Below are 20,989 nucleotides of genomic sequence, written 5' to 3'. Positions count from 1 at the left end.
TTAGTACTGCGGCCCCCGCGAACGGGTGGGTGTATCCGTGTCCAGAATCTCACCCTCGAGGACCAGTTCCTTGCCGTTGCTTGCTACGTACTCGGTGGTTTCGGGTGTCTCGACGATGATCTCGCCGTCGATCACCTCGCCGTTTCCGCGCATGCGCGCCGCGTAGCCGACGGTTCCGGCGAAGGCGTCACCACCGGCGGCAAATGCTGCTGCGCGCTTGCCTGCCAGGAGCACCGCAAGCGGGCGGAGCGCCCACCGGGTCGGCGGAATCAGAAGCAGAAGGCCCAGAACGGAAGTCACGAGTCCGGGTACGAACATCAACGCGGAGCCCGCCGCGACCAAGGCGCCGTCGGCGACCGCCAGTGACGGCGATCCCTCACCCCTCGTTGCCTTGCGGAATCCGTCCATGACTCGTCGCCACTGCGAACGCATGAGGATCAATCCGACAAGCGAACCGGCGAGAAACAGCAGCACTGTCCAGGCGACACCGATGGCGTTGCCCACGATGACCAATGCGGCGATCTCGACGATCACGTAGAGGAGGAATACGGCGGCGATCATGACGTCCCCTTTCAGACGGTCTATCCGTTCAACGCTCGAGGGGCCGGATTTTCTCCCGACAACGACGCAGAGGTGCAAAACAGGCGAGTGCCGTGAGTCACACGGGCTTTCTCTCGCGCACGTGCGACTTGCCTGGCGTTAACTAACGCTCCGCTAACGATTCTAAACCTCAAGTTGACGTTGAGACTATGCGCGTGGTCAAGTCACTTCGGGCCGCATTTCCCGGCCTCATGAAATGAAGGAGCCCGACATGAGCCGACTCCCCGGCAAGACACTCGCCCGACGCATTCCCGCTGCCATCGCCGGCACTGCCGCCGTCGTGGCACTCACGGCCGGCAGCGCGATGATCAGCGCGGGAACCGCGGCCGCAGAACCGGTAGTACCCGAAGGAATTGCCGCGCTGATCGCACAGGCCGCAGCCATCTCCCCCGAAGCCTCTGCTGCTGTTCAGCAGTTGATCGGCACGGCGGGCGCTGATCAGATCACGACCGCCCTCGATCTCCCGGACATCGGCGTCACCAAGCCGCAGTCGTTCATGTACCCCGCACCGACGGTCGGGTGTGGCGTGGCCGGTGAACCTGTCACCGTCACCCTCAGCTCCGCACAGGCCGGTCCGAACTTCCCGTTGCCGCCGTGGGTCGAGGCCGACCATCTCCGGTTCCAGGCAATCACGGGTTACGTCGGCATACCAAAGACCTCAGGGTTGAGTGTTGCCTGGATCAACGTCGGCACCTTCAAGGGTGGCATCGTCCCGTTGGACGAGAAGTTGCCCGTACTCGATACGCCGTTGCTCTCGAAGGTCGTCGACACCGGCGACGGCAAGGTGTTTGCCGCTCTCTTCGGCAATGTCGATTACGCAGACGGGAAGACCTGCATCGTGCTGCCGACAGTGGGCGCTTTTGATGCCTGAGCAGAGCGAAACGCTCGCTGCCTGACAGGCGGCTGGCCTACGCGCCCGGAGTCACCAGTCCGGTCTCGTAGGCCAGCACCACCGCCTGCACACGATCACGCAGATCGAGTTTGGTCAGAATGCGTCCGACGTGCGACTTGATCGTCGATTCGGACAGGTACAGCTGCTGTGCGATCTCGATGTTCGACAGTCCCGTGGCCACGTGCCCGAGGACTTCGCGTTCGCGTTCGGTCAGGACGTCGAGAACCACCGGATCGCGTCGCGGCGCCGGACCGTCCACGATGAACCTCGACAGCAGACGACGTGTCACCTTCGGGGAAACAACCGCATCACCGGCCGCCACGCTGCGGATAGCCGACACGAGGTCCTCGGGCGGGGTGTCTTTGAGAAGAAACCCACTCGCTCCGGCACGCAGGGCGCCGAGCGCGTGTTCGTCCAGGTCGAACGTCGTCATGACCAGGACCCTGGATTCGATCCCGGAGGCAAGAATCTGCTCCGTCGCTTTCACACCGTCGACAATCGGCATCCGCACATCCATCAACACGACGTCAGGCTTCAGTGCCACCGCCGCTGCGACCGCCGCGGCTCCGTCACCGGCCTCACCGATGACCGAGATGTCCTCATGTGCTTCGAGCACCATGTTCAGGCCCATCCGCATGAGTTCCTGGTCGTCGACTAGCAGCACGGTGATGGGCACGGCGTAAACCTATCGGGCCTGAGACGTCGGTGCCAATGCGATTGCGGCGAGCCGGTATCAATCGTGGATCTCGAGCGGCAACTCTGCGTACACACGCCAACTGCCGTCGGGGCGTCGTCCCGTCTCGAGTGTCCCGTGCAGTACCGCCACCCGCTCACGCATGCCGACCAATCCGTTGCCCGAACCGTGAGCGAAGGTCGAGCTCGACGTTCCGTTGTCGACGACCTCGAGCAGTACCGCGGTCTCGGTGCGGCGCACGGTGACCCGGGCCTTCGGGTTCGCGCCGGCGTGGCGGAGGACATTGGTCAATGATTCCTGAACGAGGCGATGAATGCCCAGGCTGACCGATGGACTGACGTCGTCGAGCTCGCCGGTCAGCTCGAGGCGCACGCCGAGACCGGCAGCACGCATCATCTCGACGACCTTGGCGATGCCGGCCGTTCCGTGTTGCGGCATCAAATCGCTACTGACCTCGGTGCGCAGAAGCGAGACGGTCCGGCGAAGCTCGGCAAGCGCGTCACGTCCGGTGCTGGAGATGTTGCCGAGCGCCTTCTTCGCCAACGCCGGATTGGAATCGACGGCGTACGAGGCGCCGTCCGCCTGAACGATCATCACGCTGACCGCGTGTGCGACGACGTCGTGGAGTTCGCGGGCGATCCGGGTTCTTTCCGTCGCCACCGCATCCTCGGCGCGGCGGTCTCGTTCGTATTCGGCCACTTCGAGTCTGGCGGCCACTTCCTCGTCGTAGGCACGTCGCGCGCTCAAGAACTCGGCGGTGATCCAGGCCAATGCATAGAGCAGCGTCGCGATGATGATCGTCAGGATCACGTCTTGGCGGATGACGAGCAACGAGAAAGTCATGTCCAGGGCAAGGAAGCACGCGAATATCGCCCCGGTACGCCGATCGACGTACGCAACGAGTGTGTAGAGCGAAACTCCGAGCGCCAGCAGGCCTGGATGTTCCGCAGCCGGATCCCCGGTCGCCCACATCATCAGGGTCGCGAAGTACGACATCGACAATATGGATGCAGCGGACACACGCGGATATTTGCGACGCCACACGACGGGAAGGCAGATCAGAAATCCGACGACGAGCTGAGGCCACCGCTCCTCACGCGGCGAACTGACGAACGTGACTACCTCGAGCGCGAAGAACACGAGCGCCAGCGCGCTGTCCGCGATCATCGGCTTTCCTCGCAGCCACAGGCTGAACCTCCGCATGTGCTCAAGAGTGTCACAGCTGTGAAAGAGTCACCGCCGTGGATATTGCTGATTGGGGACTGCTGATGACGGCAGCAACGGCGGCGGGTTGGGTGGACGCCGTCGTCGGCGGCGGCGGATTGATTCTGTTGCCCGCGCTCTTTCTGGTCGCCCCGCAATTGACCCCGCAGGCCGCACTGGCCACCAACAAACTGACGGCATTCACCGGGACGAGTGCTGCGGTGTACACGTTCTCGCGTCGAATCCCGATGGAATGGCGGCAGATGGCGCCGGCAGCCGCCTTGGCTGCGGTGACGTCCGCGTGCGGGGCGGCGGCCGTTTCACTGATCGACAAGAAGTACTTCGTTCCGATCGTGATGGTCGTACTCGTCGCTGTCGCCGTCTTCGTGACAATGCGGCCGACGCTGGGCACCACGATCGCCACTCATCGTCCGACGCAGCGCAAGACCGTCCTCGTCCTGCTGCTCTCCGCCGGACTCATCGGGCTTTACGACGGTCTGCTCGGACCCGGCACCGGCACATTCCTCATCATCAGCTTCGCCACCTTCCTCGGAACCGAATTCGTTCGGAGCGCGGCCATGGCGAAGGTGATCAATCTCGGTTCCAATTTCGGCGCGCTCGCCTACTTCGCCGTCACCGGGCATGTCTGGTGGAGTTTGGGTTTGGCGATGGCGGTGTGCAACGTTCTCGGCGCGGTCATCGGTTCGCGGATGGCGCTGAGCAAGGGATCCGGATTCGTCCGGATCACGCTGTTGGTGGTCGTGATCGCCATGGTGATTCGCCTCGGATGGCAGCAGTTCGGTTGAGATCGGCGGTCGTCGGCTAGCGTCGTGTGCGTGACCGTCACCCGAGATGTCGATGCAGATTTCCTCGCCCTCCCGCTGCGAGCTGTCGCTGATGCGGCGCTGTCGGCAGCGAGAACAGCCGGCGCTCAGCACGCCGATGTTCGTGTCCACCGCGTGCTCACACAGTCGATCCGCTTGCGCGACGGCGTAGTTCAGGCGGTGTCCGACGGAGACGAGATCGGGGTCGCCGTCCGTGTGATCGTCGACGGCACGTGGGGATTCGCCTCGCACGCCGAGGTATCCCCTGACGTCGCGGCTGCGCTGGCACGCCAAGCGGTCGAGGTTGCGAAGGCATTACGCTCGCTCAATCGGGATCCGGTCACCCTCGCCGACGAGCCCGTCTACGCCGACGCGACGTGGGTGTCCCCGTACCTCGAAGATCCCTTCGCGACACCGACGGCCGACAAGGTAGCGCTGCTGGTCGACTACTCCGGACGGCTTCAAGCCGCTGACGGCGTGGATCACGTCACGGCGAGTGTCCTCCAGGTCAAGGAGCAAACTTTCTACGCGGATCTGGCCGGTTCGTCGATCACCCAGCAACGGGTGCGTCTGCACCCCGAATTCGAGGCTACCGCCGTCGACAAATCGGCCGGCAGCTTCGAATCGATGCGCACCTTGGCGCCGCCGGTAGGTCGCGGATGGGAGTACCTCGGGGCGGAGAGCACATGGAACTGGGGTGAAGAGCTCGCGCAGATCCCGGAGTGGCTGGCCGAGAAGACCAAGGCGCCCACTGTCGAAGCAGGTCCGACCGACCTCGTGATCGATCCGACCAATCTGTGGCTCACGATCCACGAATCCATCGGACACGCCACCGAATACGACCGGGCGATCGGCTACGAAGCGGCCTACGCCGGTACGTCGTTCGCGACGCCGGACAAGCTGGGAACGCTGAAATACGGAACGCCACTCATGCACGTGACCGCCGATCGTAACGAAGAGCACGGCCTGGCCAGCGTCGGATTCGACGACGACGGCGTCGCCTCTCAACGGTGGGATCTGGTGGCAGAGGGAACACTGGTCGGGTATCAACTAGACCGCGTGTTCGCGCCGAGGCTGGGGCTGACGCGTTCCAACGGTTGCTCGTACGCCGACTCCGCACATCACGTTCCCATCCAGCGAATGGCCAACGTCTCGCTCTCCCCCAACCCTTCTACGGACACCTCGACCGCAGACCTGATCTCGCGAGTCGAGAACGGCATCTACGTCGTCGGTGACAAGTCCTGGTCGATCGACATGCAGCGCTACAACTTCCAGTTCACCGGTCAGCGGTTCTTCAAGATCCGTGACGGAAAGCTCGACGGTCAGGTACGTGACGTGGCGTATCAGGCGACGACGACGGATTTCTGGGGCTCGATGGAAGCCGTTGGCGGTGAGTCGACCTGGCGCCTGCAGGGCGCGTTCAACTGCGGCAAGGCGCAACCCGGTCAGGTTGCGGCGGTCAGCCACGGCTGCCCGTCCGCTCTGTTCCGCGGAGTCAACATCCTCAATACTCGTTCGGAGGCTCAGCAGTGATCGATCCGCAGCAGGTCGTCGAGCGTGCATTGGCCGCGAGGACGGTAGACGAATCGTTGGTGATCGTGACCGATGCGAGTGAGGCGTCGCTGCGGTGGGCCAACAATTCGATGACCACCAACGGAGTTTCGCTGTCCCGGACGTGGACGGTGATCTCGATCGTGCGCGAGGGTGACATCGCGAAGGTGGGCACTGTCAGTTCCAGCAGTGTCGATCCGGAGCAGATTTCCGCACTCGTACAGGCAAGCGAACAGGCTGCGCGCACAGCCACTCCGGCTGACGACGCGTCCGACCTGATCACGCAGTCGGCGGCAGAGACCGACTGGGACCTGCCGGCCGCCCTGACCGACATCGGTGTCTTTGCGCAGTTGGCTGCCGACCTGTCCACGGCCTTCGACAGTGACGACCAGTTGTTCGGCTTCGCTCACCACCAGTTGCACACCACCTGGCTCGGAACTTCGACGGGCGTGCGACGTAGAACGGCTCAGGCCACCGGCTCCGTGGAGATCAACGGCAAGCGCGGCGACGCCAGCGCCTGGGTCGGATCCGGAACTGTCGATTTCACTGACATTTCAGTGCCGAACCTTTTGTCGCAGTTGACCACTCGACTCGACTGGGCGGAAAATTCGGTCAGTCTGCCCGCCGGCCGCTACGAGACGATTCTTCCGCCTTCGGCTGTCGCGGACCTGATGATCTATCTGATGTGGACCATGGAGGGGCGCGGCGCCGAAGAGGGCCACACCGCACTTTCCACCACCGGTGGTACCCGGATCGGCGAGAAGCTCGGATTGCCACTGACACTCACCTCCGACCCCGGCGCCGAGGGCTTGCAGTCCGCGCCGTTCGTGATCACGACGTCGTCGAGTGAATCCGTCTCACTGTTCGACAACGGTATGGAGATCGAACCCGTCGACTGGGTCCGAGACGGCGTCGTCAATGCGCTGGCGTACCCGCGCCACGCTGCACGAGAGTTCGGTCGACCTGTCGCAGTTCCCGGCGACAATCTCATCCTGACCGGTGGTGACGCCACCTCGATCGAGGACATGATCGCAGGTACCGAGAAGGGTCTACTGCTCACAACCCTCTGGTACATCCGTGAGGTGGATCCGACGACGCTGCTGTTGACCGGACTCACCCGTGACGGGGTGTATTTGATCGAGGACGGCGAGATCGTCGGCGCCGTCAACAACTTCCGTTTCAACGAGAGTCCGCTCGATCTCCTGCGGCGGGTCACCGAGGCTGGACGCACCGAGATCACGCTTCCCCGCGAGTGGAAAGACTGGTTTACCCGCACGGCCATGCCGCCGATGCGGATTCCCGACTTCCACATGTCCTCGGTCAGCCAGGCGCAGTGATGACGAAGGTCGTGATCGCCGGCGGTACCGGCGCTCTCGGCCGCCGAATCAGCGACGATCTCGCCGACCGCGGGTATGACGTCGTGGTCCTGACTCGGTCACCGAAACCCGGCAGGCACAGGCAGGTTCAGTGGGACGGTGTCACGGTAGGCGACTGGGCAGGAGAACTCGACGGCGCCGCGGTGATCAACCTCGCCGGCGAGTTGGTCGATCGCCGACCCACCCCGGCAAACATCGCACTGCTCACCAGTTCCCGAGTCGATCCGACCCGCGCACTGGTCGAAGCGTCGAAACTACTGGCGCACCCTGTTCCGGTGTGGATCCAGGCGAGCACGCTCGCAATCTACGGCGACGCCGGAGAGACCCGACTCGACGAGGCTTCCCCACTCGCTGACGGACCACCTCAGATGACCGACGTCGCAAAGGACTGGGAGGCAGCGGTCGAGGGAGCAAACACGTCACGAGTAGTGATCCTGCGAACCAGCGTCGTGTTGGAGAAGGGCACACCGGCGCTCGAGCGACTCCTGTTGCTCGTACGTCTCGGTCTGGGCGGACGCGTTGCGTCAGGTCGACAATGGACAAGTTGGATTCACATCGACGACTGGCTGTCGATCGTTCGTTGGGCCCTCGAACCCGATTCGGCTGCCTCGGGGGTGGTCATCGCGACTGCCCCGGATCCCGTCCGCAATTCAGAACTGATGGCCGGGCTGCGCAAGCACCTTCACCGGCCACCTGCGCCGCCGACGCCCGCTGTCATGGTCAGATTCGGCGCGTTCCTGCTGCGCAGCGACGCTGCCTTGGGCCTGACGGGTCGTCATGCAGTGTCGAAAGTGCTGACGGACAACGGCTTCCCCTTCACCTATCCGCGGTTCGATTCAGCATTGGACGATCTGCTCGGCAACTGACGCGCGGTCAAGCTGCAGTGATGGCAAGTCCGATCGTTCCGGTCTTGCCACGCCGCAGGAGACTGCCTTTCATGGTGATCCAGCCAAGGATTCCGTAGCGACGCGCGATCGCGTCGCGAGCATGATCGGTGCCCGGCGCGTCGAGGATCTCGGCGACGGCGGCAACCGGTTCACCCTTCGGATTTCCCCGCGCGTCACACGCGGCGACTGTGACCGAGGGGTTTCGCTTGATGCGCTTGACCTTGTAGGAATCGGTGACGGTCCACATCAGGAGCTTGTCGCCGTCCGGCGCGGCCCAGAGCGGCGTCGCCACCGGCGTTCCGTCCTTGCGGAAGGTAGTGAGTAGGACGTACTTGGCCTCGGAGACGCGCTTGAAGTCGGAGTTCACTCCTCGAGGATAGGGGCGGGAACCGCTCACTGGACACCGATGAGCCTCGGCGACCATCCGGCGACCTTCCGCAATCGGCTGAAGCATGCCACTTATGCACGTTTTATCCGGTTTCTGTGCGCATTCAACATGCCGTTTCGTCCCCAAACTCCATCTCGAGTTATTCTGAGGCAAATCGTCGAACTGGGGAGTCGAACAAACACATGCAGCGTCGTGACATGCAGCGTCGTGACTTTTTCAAAGCGGCCGGAGTGGGGGCAGCAGTTGCAGCCGCGACACCGCTCATGTCGACCTCGATCAGCCACGCCGCCCCCGCGCCTCTGCGTGCGCTACCGATGGGTGCCGATCACTACCGCGCACTCGTCCCCGAGTTGTTCGTACCCTCGCCCACTCCCCCGGAACATTCCGAAGCCATCGTCATCGGGTCAGGTTTCGGCGCCAGCGCGACCGCTCTCCGGTTGGCGCAGAGCGGCACCCAGGTCACCATCCTCGAACGCGGACTCCGATGGCCGCATGATCCGCAGCGGGAGATTCACACCTCCGACATGCTGGCCGACGGCCGCGGAGTTTTCCGGCGCACATCGTTCACCAACCTCACCGGACTCCCGGTGGTGTGCGACTACTTCAGCGGCGTCCTCGATGCCACCGACTACGAACACATCTCGGTCTGGCGCGGCGCTGCAGTCGGCGGTGGTTCCATCATCTTCACCGGCGTGATGATCGCGCCCGAGCGCCGATTCTTCGACGCAGTCTTCGGCAACTCCCTCGACTACGACGAGATGGCGTCCACCTGGTACCCCAAGGTGCGCCAGATGCTGCGTCTGAGCCCGTTGCCCGAAGACATTTACCAAACCCCGAATTTCGGCCACTCGCGTCGTTGGGATCAGGACGCTCGTCGTGCCGGATTCGATCCGCAGCGGATCGACGGGATCTGGAACTGGGACGTGGTGCGCTCAGAACTCGACGGCCGAACCCGAGCCTCGGCCACTGTCGGTGACAGCAACATGGGTAACTCCAACGGCGCGAAGTTCGACCTCACGCAGAACTACATTCCTGCCGCCGAAGCCACCGGACGAGCCACCGTCTGTTACGGACATCAGGTGCTCGCGATCAGTCGCGAACGTGATGGACGCTACGTCGTCGACGTCGAATCGACGGATCCGACGGGTGGCGTTCTGGCCCGGAAGACTCTTACCTGTGACCGTCTGTTCCTCGGCGCCGGTTCGATCGGCACCTCCGAACTGTTGGTACGCGCCCAGGCGACGGGCGCGCTGCCGAACCTCAACGAACACGTCGGTAAGGGCTGGGGAACGAACGGCGACGCCGGGATGGTGCGCTCGTTCGGCTTCAGTGACGGCACTGCGCAAGCCGCACCGTCGGCATCACGCATCGTCGACGAGTCGGGAATGCCACTCTCCCTGGAAAACTGGTACGTCCCCGGGCTACCCGTCAACATCGGCATGCTCGGAACCTTGGGTATGACCCTCGATTCGCAGCGCGCCGACTTCGCCTACGACAGCGACTCCGATCGGGTGGTGCTGAACTGGCCGAAGAACGGCAACGACGCCACCGTCGAGGCCCTGCGCGCCGTCCAGAACAAGATGGCCTTCGCCGGCACCACGCTGCCGTCCGCCTTGCCGTTCGCGAAGGACGTCAATTCCTCGTTCACCGCGCATCCCCTCGGCGGTGCGGTTCTGGGCAAGACCACCGACGGCTACGGGCGAGTCAAGGGCTACGACGGCCTGTACGTGATGGACGGCGCTGCCATTCCGGGCAGCACCGGCACCGTCAATCCATCACTGACCATCACTGCTCTGGCGGAGCGGAACATCGCTCAGATCATCAAGTCCGGACGCTGAAGCACTTCGGCGCCCGGACCTGCCGGTGATTCTCGAGGTTTACTCCCCCTCGAGTTCGCCTTCGGTTTCGAGGTACACCTGACGCAAGCCGTCGAGTGTCTTCTGCTCGGGGTGCTCCCACATGTTGCGCTCAGCGGCTTCGAGGAGCCGCTCGGCGATTCCGTGTAGTGCCCACGGATTGGATTGCGTCATGAACTTCTGGTTCTGCTCGTCCAGAACGTAGGTCTCGGCGAGCTTTTCGTACATCCAGTCCGCGACCACGTTGGTGGTGGCGTCGTACCCGAAGAGGTAGTCGACCGTGGCCGCCATCTCGAAGGCACCCTTGTACCCATGACGGCGCATCGCGTCGAGCCAGCGGGGATTGACCACGCGCGCCCGGAAGACACGTGCGGTCTCTTCCGAAAGTGTGCGTGTGCGAACCGATTCCGGCCTAGTGCTGTCGCCGATATATGCCTCGGGCGACTTTCCGGTCAGCGCGCGCACGGTGGCAACCATGCCGCCGTGGTACTGGAAGTAGTCGTCCGAATCGGCGATGTCGTGCTCACGTGTGTCGGTGTTCTTGGCCGCCACGTTGATTCGACGGTAAGCACTGCGCATGTCGTCGGCTGCCGGGATTCCGTCGAGCCCACGGCCGTACGCGAAGCCGCCCCAGTTGGTGTACACCTCGGCGAGGTCGTCGTCACCGCGCCAGGTCTTGGAGTCGATGAGTTGCAGCAGTCCGGCGCCGTAGGTTCCGGGCTTCGAACCGAAGATACGGGTGGTCGCACGCCTGGCGTCGCCGTGCTCGGCAAGGTCGGCCTGTGAGTGGGCGCGCACGTAGTTCTGCTCGTCCGTCTCGTCCAGTGCCGCGACCAGCTGAACGGCGTCGTCGAGCAGTGCGAGCACGTGCGGGAACGCATCACGGAAGAATCCGGAGATGCGGACGGTGACGTCGATGCGCGGGCGGCCGAGTTCTTCGAGATCGATGACTTCGAGGTTGACGACGCGTCGGCTTGCTTCGTCCCAGACGGGGCGAACACCGAGGAGCGCGAACACTTCGGCGATGTCGTCGCCGGAGGTACGCATGGCGGCGGTTCCCCACACCGACAGACCCACCGAGCGCGGGTATTCGCCGTGATCGGCGAGATACCGAGCGGCGAGCGACTCGGCCATCGCCTGACCGGTCTCCCACGCCAGGCGTGAAGGAACTGCCTTGGGGTCGACGGAGTAGAAGTTACGACCAGTGGGAAGAACATTGATCAGGCCGCGGAGCGGTGACCCACTCGGACCCGCGGCGATGAATCCGCCGTCGAGCGCGTGCAGGACCTGCTTGATCTCGTTGTCGGTCTGCCGCAGACGCGGAACCACTTCGGTGGCCGCGAACTGCAGGATCTTCACGACGGTCTCGTCGTCGCTGAGTTGTTCTGCCGCAGCGGGGTTCCAATCGGCGTCGTACATGCCGCGAACCAGTGCGTGCGCCTTTTCCTCGACGTCGTCGACACGGCTGCGCGACTCGTCGCCGTCTTCGCTGAGCCCGAGTGCTTCACGCAAACCGGGGACGCTCTGTTCGCCGCCCCACATCTGACGGGCTCGCAGCATGGCGAGGACCAGTTCGATTTCGGCGTCGCCCTGGGGTGCACGGCCGAGAATGTGCAGACCGTCGCGGATCTGGACGTCCTTGATCTCGCACAGCCAACCGTCGACGTGCAGGAGCATGTCGTCGAACACGTCTTCTTCAGGCCGCTCGGCGAGGCCGAGGTCGTGGTCCATCTTGGCGGCACGCATCAGTGTCCAGATCTGCTGGCGAATAGCCGGGAGCTTGGACGGATCGAGTGCGGAAATGTTGGAGTGCTCGTCGAGCAGTTGCTCGAGGCGGGAGATGTCGCCGTAGCTTTCGGCACGGGCCATCGGCGGGATCAGGTGATCGACGAGCGTCGCGTGAGCACGACGCTTGGCCTGTGTTCCCTCACCCGGATCGTTGACCAGGAACGGGTAGATCAGCGGCAGGTCGCCGAGCGCTGCGTCGGTGCCGCAGTTGCTGGACATGCCGAGCGTCTTGCCCGGCAACCATTCGAGGTTGCCGTGCTTGCCGAGGTGCACAACGGCGTCGGCGCCGAATCCGCCGTTGTCCGGGGTGGCAGCGATCCAGCGGTAGGCCGCGAGGTAGTGGTGGCTCGGCGGCAGATCCGGGTCGTGGTAGATCGCGACAGGCTTTTCACCGAATCCCCGCGGCGGCTGAACCATGAGGACGATGTTGTTGAATCGCAGTGCCGCGATAACGATTTCGCCGTCCGGATCCTGCGAGCGATCGACGTACAGCTCGCCGGGCGCTGTGCCCCAGTGTTCCTCGACTCCGCTGCGCAACTCTTCGGGCAGGGTGGCGAACCAGTCGCGGTACTTCGCTGCCGAGATGCGGATCGGATTGCCCTCGAGCTGCTCGGCAGTGAGCCAGTCGGGATCCTGTCCGCCGGCCGCGATCAGGGCGTGGATCAGCGCATCGCCGTCCTTGGCCGCCAGGCCGGGAACTGCGTCAGGGCCGTCGACCGGACCGAGGTCGTAACCGGCAGAACGCATTTCGGTGAGCAGATCGATTGCGCTCGCCGGAGTGTCGAGGCCAACGGCGTTGCCGATGCGAGCGTGCTTGGTGGGGTACGCCGACAGCATCAACGCAACACGACGCTCTGGCGTCGGAATATGACGCAACTTGCCGTGACGCACCGCGATGCCGGCCACGCGGGCTGCGCGCTCCGGATCAGGCATGTACGTGGACAGTCCGTCGGAATCGATTTCCTTGAACGAGAACGGCACCGTGATGATGCGCCCGTCGAATTCGGGGACCGCAACCTGCGTCGCGACGTCGAGCGGCGACAATCCGTCGTCGTTGGCATCCCAGGTGGCGCGGCTGCTGGTCAGGCACAGTCCCTGCAAGATCGGAACGTCCAAAGCGGCGAGTGCTGCCACGTCCCACGCTTCGTCGTCGCCGCCCGCCGATGCGGTGGCGGGCTTGGTGCCGCCGGCAGCAAGAACCGTCACGACCATGGCGTCGGCGCGGCGGAGCGTGCTCAGAAGTTCGGCTTCTGCGGTTCGCAGAGATGCGCAGTAGATCGGCAGCGCGGTGCCACCGGCCTCGGCGACCGCGTCGCACAACGCCTGGATATACCGGGTGTTTCCGGCCAAATGCTGGGCGCGGTAGTACAGAACTGCGATGACCGGACCGCTCGCCGAGTCGAGATCGGGCGCGAAATCAGCGATGCCCCAGGAAGGCAGGTGAGCCGGCGGCTCGAAACCGTGGCCGGTGAGCAGGACGGTGTCGGAGAGGAAGTGGTGCAGCTGTGCCAGATTCTGTGTGCCACCCTCAGCCAGGTAGTTGTGCGCCTCGGCAGCAACACCGGCGGAGACCGTCGAGCACTCCATGAGGTCGGCATCCGGCGCGTGCTCGCCGCCGAGAACGACTACGGGGAGTCCGGAGGCGAGGACCATGTCCAGGCCGTCTTCCCAGCTGCGACGGCTGCCGAGGATACGAACGATCACGAGGTCGACGCCGTCGAGCAAGGGCGGCAAGTCCTCCGAGACCAGCAAGCGTGAGGGGTTGGCCCAGCGATAGGAGACGCCGTCGCCGGCTTCCTGGCTGGCGCGGGCGCTCAGCAGATCGGTATCGGACGTGGAGAGCAGAAGAATCACGGGTGAAGCCTTCCTGGGGTTTCGCGCCCCGTGGCACAGATCTGTCATCGACGGCGGTTGAGGGTCTGACTCGTGTTTCCGAGCGGAAACACGTCCCGCTCGAGCAACACTCACAGTGGCGCGACCGCACCGGACTTTCACCGGTTTCCTCAACTGCCGTCACTGGTGGTGGTGATGCTACCGGTCCGCAGAAGGCACTCATGACAGGTCGTACCCTGGAGCCATGCCCACGGACCGTTCACAGCCAGACGCGTGCCCGGGTGCACTGCAAGTTCACCACGCCGCCGACGGCGCACTGGCACGCGTGCGCCTACCCGGCGGACTCCTCACCCCGGTCCAATTGCAGACGCTCGCCGACGCAGCGCGCGATCTCGGCAACGGGCAGATGGAACTCACTTCGAGGGGCAACGTCCAACTGCGCTCGGTCTCGGATCCCGAAGCCTTCGCGTCGCGAATCGCGTCGGCCGGCCTGCTGCCGTCCGCGACGCACGAGCGAGTGCGCAACATCCTCGCGTCCCCACTGTCCGGCCGTATCGGGGGCGTAGCCGACATTCGTGAACTGGTCCACCGTCTCGATTCGGCGATCCAAGCGGATCAAGCATTGGCGGATCTGCCAGGGCGAACCCTGTTCACCCTCGACGACGGGCGCGGAGACATCACCGGGCTACGGGGCGATTTCGGGCTCCATGCGCGCAGCGCCACCGAGCATTCACTGGTGCTCGCCGGTCACCACACCACTCACCGCGTCCAGGCGGACGACGCCGTCGAATTGCTCCTCGAGGCGGCTCGATCATTCCTCGACGTCCGCGACAAGCACTGGCGCCTGGCCGAGGTTCCGGACGGAATCGAACGCACCCTCGAGCAGCTGGGTCTGAGCGCCGAGTCCACCGGTGCGGCGGACCTCACGCCGGATGCACGACCCACCATCGGCTGGCTCGAGCAGCGCGACGGGACCGTAGCCCTGGGCGGAGGCTTGCGATTCGGGCTGCTCGACGCTCGGCTGGCCGAGTTCCTGGCCGCCGTCGACAAGCCCGTCGTCGTGACGCCGTGGCGATCGGTGCATATCTTCGACCTCGACGAATGGGCTGCCGAGCAGGTAGTCCGGGTGTTGGCGCCGATGGGGCTGATCTTCGACGAGAACTCACCGTGGCTCGACGTCACCGCCTGCACCGGAAGCCCGGGATGCGAGAAGTCGCTCGCCGATGTGCGCACCGACGCCATCACCGCGGTAGAGCAGGCAGAACTGCCAGTCGTCGGGCGCCAGCACTGGGCCGGGTGCGACCGCAGCTGCGGACGTCCCCGCGGGGACGTAGCGGATGTGATTGCGACGGGTGACGGTTACCGGGTGAATCCGGCCGATCGGTGATGCCTCTATCGTGTGGCACATGATCGAGTACATCCGTGACGGCGCGGAAATCTATCGCCAGTCCTTTGCCACCATTCGGGCCGAAGCCGACCTGAGCCGTTTCCCGGCGGATGTCTCGCAAGCTGTAGTGCGCATGATTCATGCAAGTGGCCAGGTCGATCTCGTCGACGACGTCGCCTTCACACCGGGTGTCGTCTCGGCTGCGCGCGCAGCTCTGCGCGACGGCGCGCCGATTTTCTGCGACGCTCAGATGGTGGCTGCCGGCATCACGCGCAAGCGTCTGCCCGCCGGTAACGACGTCATCTGCACCCTCGGCGATCCGCGGGTTCCCGTGCTGGCGTCGACCATCGACAACACTCGCTCGGCGGCTGCTCTCGAACTGTGGGGAGCCAAGCTCGAGGGCGCTGTTGTCGCGATCGGAAACGCACCCACCGCACTGTTCCATCTCCTGAACCTCATCGAAGCCGGCGCACCCCGTCCGGCCGCCATCGTCGGAGGTCCGGTCGGCTTCATCGGCGCTGCCGAGTCGAAGGAAGCCCTCATCGAACACGCCAGCGGGATCGATCATCTCGTTCTCCGCGGCCGACGCGGCGGTAGCGCGATCACCGCGGCCGTCGTCAATGCGATTGCGAGCGAGGTCGAATGAGTGCAGGCAAGCTCTGGGGTGTAGGTATCGGCCCCGGCGATCCCGAATTGGTGACCGTCAAAGCCGCTCGCGTCATCGGCGAGGCCGATGTGGTTGCGTTCCACTCCGCGAGGCACGGCAAGAGCATCTCCCGCGGAGTTGCAGCGCCGTACATGCGCGAAGGACAGATCGAAGAACACCTCGTCTACCCCGTGACCACCGAGACCGTTGATCATCCCGGCGGATACCAGGGCGCGATGGACGAATTCTACGAAGCGGCTGCCGAACGGTTGGCAGTTCACCTCGCGGCCGGTCGAACCGTCGCGTTGCTCGCCGCCGGCGATCCGCTCTTCTACAGCTCCTACATGCACATGCACAAGAGGCTGGCCGATCGCTTCGACGCCGAGGTGATTCCCGGTGTCACCTCCGTCAGCGCGGCATCTGCTGCACTCGGAAAGCCGCTGGTCGAGGGTGAAGAAATCCTGACGATCCTGCCCGGAACATTGCCGCAGGCTGAGCTGACCAGGCGGCTCAAGGAAACCGACGCCGCTGCCATCCTCAAGCTCGGACGCACGTTCCCGCCTGTCCTGCAATCGCTCGAGGATTCCGGCCGCTTGGATGAAGCGCACTACGTCGAGCGCGCGAGCACCACACGTCAACGCGTCGAATCCGCTGCCGAGGTCGACCCGGACGGAGTTCCGTACTTCTCGATCGCCATCGTTCCGAGCCCGTCGAACAACCCTCGACCCGCAACCGAGTCCCGCGGCGAGGTGGTCGTGGTCGGACTCGGGCCGGGCGACACCGCCTGGACCACACCCGAAGTGGCGCATGAGCTTTCGTTGGCCACCGACCTCGTCGGCTACGGCCCTTACGTCGATCGCGTGCCGACGCGTCCGGGCCAGCGGCGCCATTCCAGCGACAACCGCGTCGAAGCCGAACGCGCCGCGATGGCGTTGGACCTGGCGAAGAACGGCGCCCGTGTAGCTGTCGTCTCGTCGGGAGATCCCGGCGTATTCGCCATGGCTGCAGCAGTTCTCGAAGTTGCCGCCGAAGACCAGTGGCGCGGGGTCCCGGTCCGCATCCTTCCCGGTATGACGGCGGCAAACGCTGTCGCCAGTCGCGTCGGCGCTCCCCTCGGGCACGACTATGCGGTGCTCTCGTTGTCTGATCGCCTCAAGCCGTGGGATGTCGTCGCGCGCCGTATCTCGGCAGTTGCAGCCGCAGACATGGCATTTGCGGTCTACAACCCGGCGTCGAAGTCCCGGACGTGGCAGGTCCAAGCCATGAAAGACCTCGTGCTCGAGCACCGCTCCCCTGAGACTCCTGTTGTCATCGGGCGCGATGTTGCCGGCGCCGAGGAATCAGTTCGCGTCGTAACCCTCGGCGAGCTCGAGCCTTCCGAGATCGACATGCGGACGCTGCTGATCGTCGGCTCGTCGATGACGACGGTCGTCGAAACCGGTTCGGGCCGTCAAGTGTTCACCCCGCGGCGGTACCCGGAGTAACCACCACTCGGCGATAGCATGGCGTCATGCCCGTCAACCGGACCCGGAAAGCCAGATACGCGCGCAAACGCAAACGCCGAATGGATCTGGTGGAGCACGACTTGTCCGTGGAGCAGTGGTCCGCGCTCAAAGCGGCCTGGGGTGGCTGCGCGTACTGCGGCGAGCCGGACGAGTCGCCGCAGCGTGACTGTGTGCTGGCGATCTCCCGCGGTGGGCGCTACACGCTCGACAACATCGCACCGGCGTGCCGCTCGTGCAATGCAAGCAAATGCAACAGCGAGGTCACTCTCTGGTTGCGGCGCAAGGGGTATGACGAGAAGGCCTTCCTCCTGCGTCACGCGGAGATAGGTATCGAGATGAGGGCGCAGTTCTCGGAGCAGTCGTGACGACCCCGCACGAGTTGCGCCCGATACTCGACGAGTTGATGGAGTTCGAACCTCTGTTTCACCGAACTCGAGTAGCGATGTCGCGAGCCGAGTTCGATGCGATCGTCGACCCGGAGTTCCGGGAGATCGGAGCCTCGGGTGCTCGATACACCCGCGATTACGTGCAATCGGTAGTCGCGAGCCGGCGACTCCGCGGCGAAGTGAACGACGCCGCCGAACTCGGGTGGAGGGTTGACCGGCCAGCACTGAGCAGGATCGCGCCTGACACGTATCTGGTGACGTACCGGCTGGCGCAGGCGCATCGTGTCACCGAGCGATCATCCATCTGGCGGTTCGCCGAGAATCGATGGAGCGTGTTGTTTCATCAAGGCACAGTCGTAGAAAGTGGTCTGGAAGCGTGAACAGCTCCCGACTCCGCCTCGGGAGAGAGAATTGCACGGTGTGGGCACTTACACCTTGCGCACTCCGCTGACCCACGGTGATACTAGATGCAGTATCAATATTGCATGGGGAAGAGAGACAAGCTGCTCGCGCAAATGCGGACCGCGCCGCAGAACGTCACCTACGACGAACTGTTCGCACTCTGCATCGATGTCTTCGGTCAGGCCAGGCAGAACGCCGGGTCTCACGCCAAGTTCCAGACGCCGTGGCCGGGACCACGCATCAACATTCAAAAGGGTTCGGGCGGTAAGGCCAAGCAGTACCAGGTAGGGCAAGTTCTGGCAGCAATCGAACGCATGGAAGGAGACTCGCCGTGATCCCCGCAGTGGAGCACTACACATACCGAGTCGAGTGGTACGAACCCGACGGAGAGTTCCTGGGAACCTGCACGGAGTTCCCTGGCCTGTCGTGGCTCGCGGATACTCAAGCAGCCGCCCTCGACGGCATCCGTACAGCGGTGGCCGAGACGCTCGCGGACATGGCAGAGACAGGTGAGCGGATCCCCGAACCGCTGAGCGAGCGCGGATATTCGGGCAAGTTCCAGGTCCGGATCACCCCGACTTTGCACCGCAAGCTGGCACGAGCAGCCGCCGAGGAAGGGGTTTCCCTCAACGCGTTGGTCTCCGAACGTCTCGCGTCCGCGTAATCAACGGGGCACCGAGGGAACGTCGATCTCGCAGTAAGCCCGAGCGCTGGAGCGTGTTGTTCCAATCAAGTCACAGCGGTTGAAAGGGATTTGTAAGCGTGAACGAATCGATCCACAACCCCACCATTCCGCTTTGGGCGGACATCACCTTCACCGTCTTCGTTCTTGCCTGGATCTTCATCACGATTAGCGTGCTCGTGGCGATCGTGCGCACCGACTTCGACCGCTCGGGCGGCAAATTCTGGTGGTCGGCACTGGTGATCGCGGTGCCTGTACTCGGTGCGCTCGTCTGGTTGCTGTTCGGACGACCCCCGCGTGACTCCAGGTCCCGAACCTGATCTACACCGACGGCCCGGCAGTAGTCTGAGTACGGTCCGGTGCTGTCACTCTGCGCATATCAGGGGAGAACAACGAGATGAGACCACTTCGATACTCGATCAACGTCACCCTCGACGGCTGCTGCCATCACGAGGCGGGGCTCCCACCCGACGAGGAGTCGATGCGCTACTGGACCGCCCAGATGGAACGAGCCGACGCCCTTGTATTCGGCCGGGCGACCTACGAGATGATGGAGTCGGCGTGGCGGCGGCCCGCAACGGGCACATGGCCTGACTGGATGGACGAGTGGGAGATCCCGTTCGCCGAGACCATCGACGAGGCGAAGAAGTACGTCGTGTCGAGCACGCTGAGCGGGGTCGATTGGAATGCCGAGCTGGTGCCGGGCGACTTGGGGCCAGCAGTTCAGCGACTCAAGGAGCAGCCCGGCGAAGGCCTGTGGGTTGGCGGAGTGACACTCCCCCTGGCATTGGCAGACCTGGGACTGATCGACGAGTACGAGTTCCTTGTTCAACCGGTCCTCGCCGGACACGGACCGACGTTGCTCGCGGGCCTGCGCGAGCGCATCCAACTCGAGCTCGTCGACCGCCACGAGTTCCAGTCGGGTGCAGTCGCCGTGCGATATCGGCCCGCTCAAGTACCGACATGACGTGAATGCGCGAAGAGCTGCAATCAACCATGTTCGGTGTTCGGTATTGACCGAACACCGAACATGCTGAAACGATACACGCGTGAACAACCAGGCTTCCGCCGTTGAGGCTTTCGTGATCGACGCCTTCGCAGAATTAGGCATCGACGCCCAACCACCAATCCGCGAACCCGGCACCGGCATCGACCTTGTGCTGGACCCAGACGGTCTTGCCGTCCCAATCCAGATGAAGTACCGCTCTCTGGTCACCGACCAGGTTGCCGAACGACTACTCACCGAAAACCAGTCCACGGACACGACATTGTTTGTCGTATCGGACCGCCTCACCGAAACCGCGCGCGCGATCCTCGTCCAGCGACGCTGCGGCTACCTCGATCTCCGCGGACGACTTGCCATACGTACAGGCAGCATGGTCATAGACGCCGAAGTAAAGACGCTCCAGAAACGCCTTGAACGGTCGGAAGCACTCGGCGGCAAGGCCGGCCTCGAGGTCGCAGTTTCAGTGCTCATGCATCCCGAGCGAACTTTCGCGGTGCGTGAGCTCGCGCGGGAGTTGGGTCGTTCCCCCAGCACGGTCTCGGAGATACTGGCTGCCCTCCGCCGCGACGGTTTCGTCGATGCGAGGAATATGCCGACGAGCACCGACCTGTTCTGGCAGGTCGCCGAGCGCTGGCCGAAACCCCGCGTTCACTTAGCTGCGCTCCCGTCTCGGGACGATGCAACTTTGATGCGACCACTGCGGCTCAATCTCGACACAATCGAGAAGGAACCGGGTTGGGCTTTGACCGACTCTGCGGCGGCCGCTATGTACGGTGCGCCCTTGGCATTCCGCTCAGACCAAACCCTCGACTTCTTTGTCCCCGACCCTCCGACCCTCCGGCGCGCTACTACCCTGCTGGGAACTTCAGCCTCTGCGATGCAGGCGAAGGCCACGTTGCGGGTCGCGCCTGTACCCGCAGCCGTGAATCACCGCGTCAATTTCGACTCCAATGCGCTCGAATGGCCACTGACACATCCGTTGTTCGTCGCACTCGATCTCGCCCAAGACGCCGGACGCGGCCGGGAGATCTTGGACGCATGGACACCCGACGTCCGGTGGACCCGTGTCTGGTAGCCGAGTTA

The 20,989-nt window shown here is 64.1% G+C and carries 21 protein-coding genes and 1 riboswitch; of the genes, 16 read left to right on the top strand and 5 right to left on the bottom strand.

Translation table 11 applies throughout. The annotated features are described in order from the left end of the window. Entirely contained in the window at positions 1 to 561 is a 561-nt protein-coding gene (locus tag H351_RS17300) for an FxsA family protein (RefSeq protein ID WP_003944915.1), read from the bottom strand. 250 nt (positions 562 to 811) lie between these two features. Here H351_RS17300 and H351_RS17295 point away from each other — a divergent pair, with 250 nt between their 5' ends. Then, on the top strand, positions 812 to 1,471 hold the full coding sequence (locus H351_RS17295) for a hypothetical protein (RefSeq protein ID WP_037120359.1): 660 nt from the start codon (positions 812 to 814) through the stop codon (positions 1,469 to 1,471). 37 nt (positions 1,472 to 1,508) lie between these two features. Here H351_RS17295 and H351_RS17290 read toward each other — a convergent pair whose 3' ends face one another. Beyond that, complete coding sequence (locus H351_RS17290) at positions 1,509 to 2,168, bottom strand: response regulator (RefSeq protein WP_003945024.1); 660 nt, start codon at positions 2,166 to 2,168, stop codon at positions 1,509 to 1,511. A 57-nt stretch (positions 2,169 to 2,225) separates the two neighbouring features. Next, positions 2,226 to 3,389 (bottom strand): sensor histidine kinase, encoded by a 1,164-nt coding sequence (locus tag H351_RS17285; protein ID WP_019748480.1) that lies wholly within the window; start codon positions 3,387 to 3,389, stop codon positions 2,226 to 2,228. 38 nt (positions 3,390 to 3,427) lie between these two features. Between H351_RS17285 and H351_RS17280 the strand changes: the two genes are divergently transcribed. Genes H351_RS17280 through H351_RS17265 form a run of 4 tightly spaced genes read left to right on the top strand, consistent with a single transcriptional unit; the run spans position 3,428 to position 8,006 of the window. Beyond that, positions 3,428 to 4,195, top strand: a complete 768-nt coding sequence (locus tag H351_RS17280; RefSeq protein ID WP_029255373.1) for a TSUP family transporter — start codon at positions 3,428 to 3,430, stop codon at positions 4,193 to 4,195. 30 nt (positions 4,196 to 4,225) lie between these two features. After that, entirely contained in the window at positions 4,226 to 5,746 is a 1,521-nt protein-coding gene (locus tag H351_RS17275) for a TldD/PmbA family protein (protein ID WP_029255374.1), read from the top strand. Beyond that, complete coding sequence (locus tag H351_RS17270; protein ID WP_029255375.1) at positions 5,743 to 7,101, top strand: metallopeptidase TldD-related protein; 1,359 nt, start codon at positions 5,743 to 5,745, stop codon at positions 7,099 to 7,101. Before H351_RS17275 ends, H351_RS17270 begins: the two co-directional genes overlap by 4 nt. Further along, positions 7,101 to 8,006 carry a TIGR01777 family oxidoreductase gene (locus H351_RS17265; RefSeq protein WP_020969646.1) on the top strand — a complete coding sequence of 302 codons (906 nt, stop codon included), beginning with the start codon at positions 7,101 to 7,103 and terminating at the stop codon, positions 8,004 to 8,006. The genes H351_RS17270 and H351_RS17265 overlap by 1 nt, the downstream gene beginning before the upstream one ends. A gap of 7 nt (positions 8,007 to 8,013) precedes the next feature. Here the strand turns inward: H351_RS17265 and H351_RS17260 are convergent, their stop codons facing one another. Further along, the gene (locus H351_RS17260) at positions 8,014 to 8,451 is read right to left on the bottom strand and encodes a PPOX class F420-dependent oxidoreductase (protein WP_081051195.1); all 438 of its coding nucleotides are present in this window, start codon (positions 8,449 to 8,451) and stop codon (positions 8,014 to 8,016) included. A gap of 161 nt (positions 8,452 to 8,612) precedes the next feature. Between H351_RS17260 and H351_RS17255 the strand changes: the two genes are divergently transcribed. After that, positions 8,613 to 10,253 (top strand): GMC oxidoreductase, encoded by a 1,641-nt coding sequence (locus tag H351_RS17255; RefSeq protein ID WP_037120362.1) that lies wholly within the window; start codon positions 8,613 to 8,615, stop codon positions 10,251 to 10,253. A 39-nt stretch (positions 10,254 to 10,292) separates the two neighbouring features. Here H351_RS17255 and cobN read toward each other — a convergent pair whose 3' ends face one another. Next, positions 10,293 to 13,913 (bottom strand): cobaltochelatase subunit CobN, encoded by a 3,621-nt coding sequence (cobN, locus tag H351_RS17250; protein ID WP_029255378.1) that lies wholly within the window; start codon positions 13,911 to 13,913, stop codon positions 10,293 to 10,295. Between the two features lie 39 nt (positions 13,914 to 13,952). Beyond that, a riboswitch (cobalamin riboswitch) is annotated at positions 13,953 to 14,085 on the bottom strand. A gap of 51 nt (positions 14,086 to 14,136) precedes the next feature. On the opposite strand from cobN, the gene cobG reads away from it, so the two are divergent. The 10 genes from cobG (at position 14,137) to H351_RS17200 (ending at position 20,981) form a co-directional block, all read left to right on the top strand. Continuing rightward, on the top strand, positions 14,137 to 15,279 hold the full coding sequence (gene cobG / locus H351_RS17245) for a precorrin-3B synthase (protein WP_029255379.1): 1,143 nt from the start codon (positions 14,137 to 14,139) through the stop codon (positions 15,277 to 15,279). 19 nt (positions 15,280 to 15,298) lie between these two features. Further along, positions 15,299 to 15,925 (top strand): precorrin-8X methylmutase, encoded by a 627-nt coding sequence (locus tag H351_RS17240; protein WP_007729839.1) that lies wholly within the window; start codon positions 15,299 to 15,301, stop codon positions 15,923 to 15,925. Beyond that, complete coding sequence (cobJ, locus tag H351_RS17235) at positions 15,922 to 17,409, top strand: precorrin-3B C(17)-methyltransferase (RefSeq protein WP_029255380.1); 1,488 nt, start codon at positions 15,922 to 15,924, stop codon at positions 17,407 to 17,409. Before H351_RS17240 ends, cobJ begins: the two co-directional genes overlap by 4 nt. Positions 17,410 to 17,435: 26 nt before the next feature. Then, entirely contained in the window at positions 17,436 to 17,795 is a 360-nt protein-coding gene (locus tag H351_RS17230; protein ID WP_078377497.1) for an HNH endonuclease, read from the top strand. Further along, positions 17,792 to 18,196, top strand: a complete 405-nt coding sequence (locus H351_RS17225; RefSeq protein WP_029255382.1) for a nuclear transport factor 2 family protein — start codon at positions 17,792 to 17,794, stop codon at positions 18,194 to 18,196. Before H351_RS17230 ends, H351_RS17225 begins: the two co-directional genes overlap by 4 nt. Positions 18,197 to 18,301: 105 nt before the next feature. Next, positions 18,302 to 18,553 carry a hypothetical protein gene (locus H351_RS17220; protein WP_051636474.1) on the top strand — a complete coding sequence of 84 codons (252 nt, stop codon included), beginning with the start codon at positions 18,302 to 18,304 and terminating at the stop codon, positions 18,551 to 18,553. Further along, positions 18,550 to 18,882 (top strand): type II toxin-antitoxin system HicB family antitoxin, encoded by a 333-nt coding sequence (locus H351_RS17215; protein WP_037119480.1) that lies wholly within the window; start codon positions 18,550 to 18,552, stop codon positions 18,880 to 18,882. Before H351_RS17220 ends, H351_RS17215 begins: the two co-directional genes overlap by 4 nt. A 98-nt stretch (positions 18,883 to 18,980) precedes the next feature. Beyond that, positions 18,981 to 19,220, top strand: a complete 240-nt coding sequence (locus tag H351_RS17210) for a PLDc N-terminal domain-containing protein (protein WP_029255385.1) — start codon at positions 18,981 to 18,983, stop codon at positions 19,218 to 19,220. Positions 19,221 to 19,297: 77 nt separating this feature from the next. Beyond that, a complete protein-coding gene (locus H351_RS17205; protein ID WP_021333484.1) occupies positions 19,298 to 19,867 on the top strand; it encodes a dihydrofolate reductase family protein in 570 nt (189 codons plus the stop codon). Positions 19,868 to 19,949: 82 nt separating this feature from the next. Then, positions 19,950 to 20,981: a helix-turn-helix domain-containing protein gene (locus tag H351_RS17200; RefSeq protein ID WP_029255386.1), complete on the top strand. Its 1,032-nt coding sequence runs from the start codon at positions 19,950 to 19,952 to the stop codon at positions 20,979 to 20,981. Positions 20,982 to 20,989: the final 8 nt, after the last annotated feature.

Origin of the sequence: Rhodococcus erythropolis R138 (assembly GCF_000696675.2) — a bacterium.
In the GTDB taxonomy this organism is placed as follows: domain Bacteria; phylum Actinomycetota; class Actinomycetes; order Mycobacteriales; family Mycobacteriaceae; genus Rhodococcus_F; species Rhodococcus_F erythropolis.
Note: the sequence above shows the minus strand (reverse complement) of the source record. Positions and strands in the feature narration are given on the sequence as shown.

What these genes read in the sequence shown, in the direction of transcription:
- H351_RS17255 (WP_037120362.1), top strand. Translation starts at nt 8,613, where the DNA reads ATGCAGCGTCGTGACTTTTTCAAAGCGGCCGGAGTGGGGGCAGCAGTT.
- H351_RS17295 (WP_037120359.1), top strand. Translation starts at nt 812, where the DNA reads ATGAGCCGACTCCCCGGCAAGACACTCGCCCGACGCATTCCCGCTGCC.
- H351_RS17230 (WP_078377497.1), top strand. Translation starts at nt 17,436, where the DNA reads ATGCCCGTCAACCGGACCCGGAAAGCCAGATACGCGCGCAAACGCAAA.
- cobJ (WP_029255380.1), top strand. Translation starts at nt 15,922, where the DNA reads ATGAGTGCAGGCAAGCTCTGGGGTGTAGGTATCGGCCCCGGCGATCCC.
- H351_RS17285 (WP_019748480.1), bottom strand. Translation starts at nt 3,389, where the DNA reads ATGCGGAGGTTCAGCCTGTGGCTGCGAGGAAAGCCGATGATCGCGGAC.
- H351_RS17260 (WP_081051195.1), bottom strand. Translation starts at nt 8,451, where the DNA reads ATGGTCGCCGAGGCTCATCGGTGTCCAGTGAGCGGTTCCCGCCCCTAT.
- cobG (WP_029255379.1), top strand. Translation starts at nt 14,137, where the DNA reads ATGCCCACGGACCGTTCACAGCCAGACGCGTGCCCGGGTGCACTGCAA.
- H351_RS17240 (WP_007729839.1), top strand. Translation starts at nt 15,299, where the DNA reads ATGATCGAGTACATCCGTGACGGCGCGGAAATCTATCGCCAGTCCTTT.
- H351_RS17300 (WP_003944915.1), bottom strand. Translation starts at nt 561, where the DNA reads ATGATCGCCGCCGTATTCCTCCTCTACGTGATCGTCGAGATCGCCGCA.
- H351_RS17220 (WP_051636474.1), top strand. Translation starts at nt 18,302, where the DNA reads ATGGGGAAGAGAGACAAGCTGCTCGCGCAAATGCGGACCGCGCCGCAG.
- H351_RS17205 (WP_021333484.1), top strand. Translation starts at nt 19,298, where the DNA reads ATGAGACCACTTCGATACTCGATCAACGTCACCCTCGACGGCTGCTGC.
- H351_RS17265 (WP_020969646.1), top strand. Translation starts at nt 7,101, where the DNA reads ATGACGAAGGTCGTGATCGCCGGCGGTACCGGCGCTCTCGGCCGCCGA.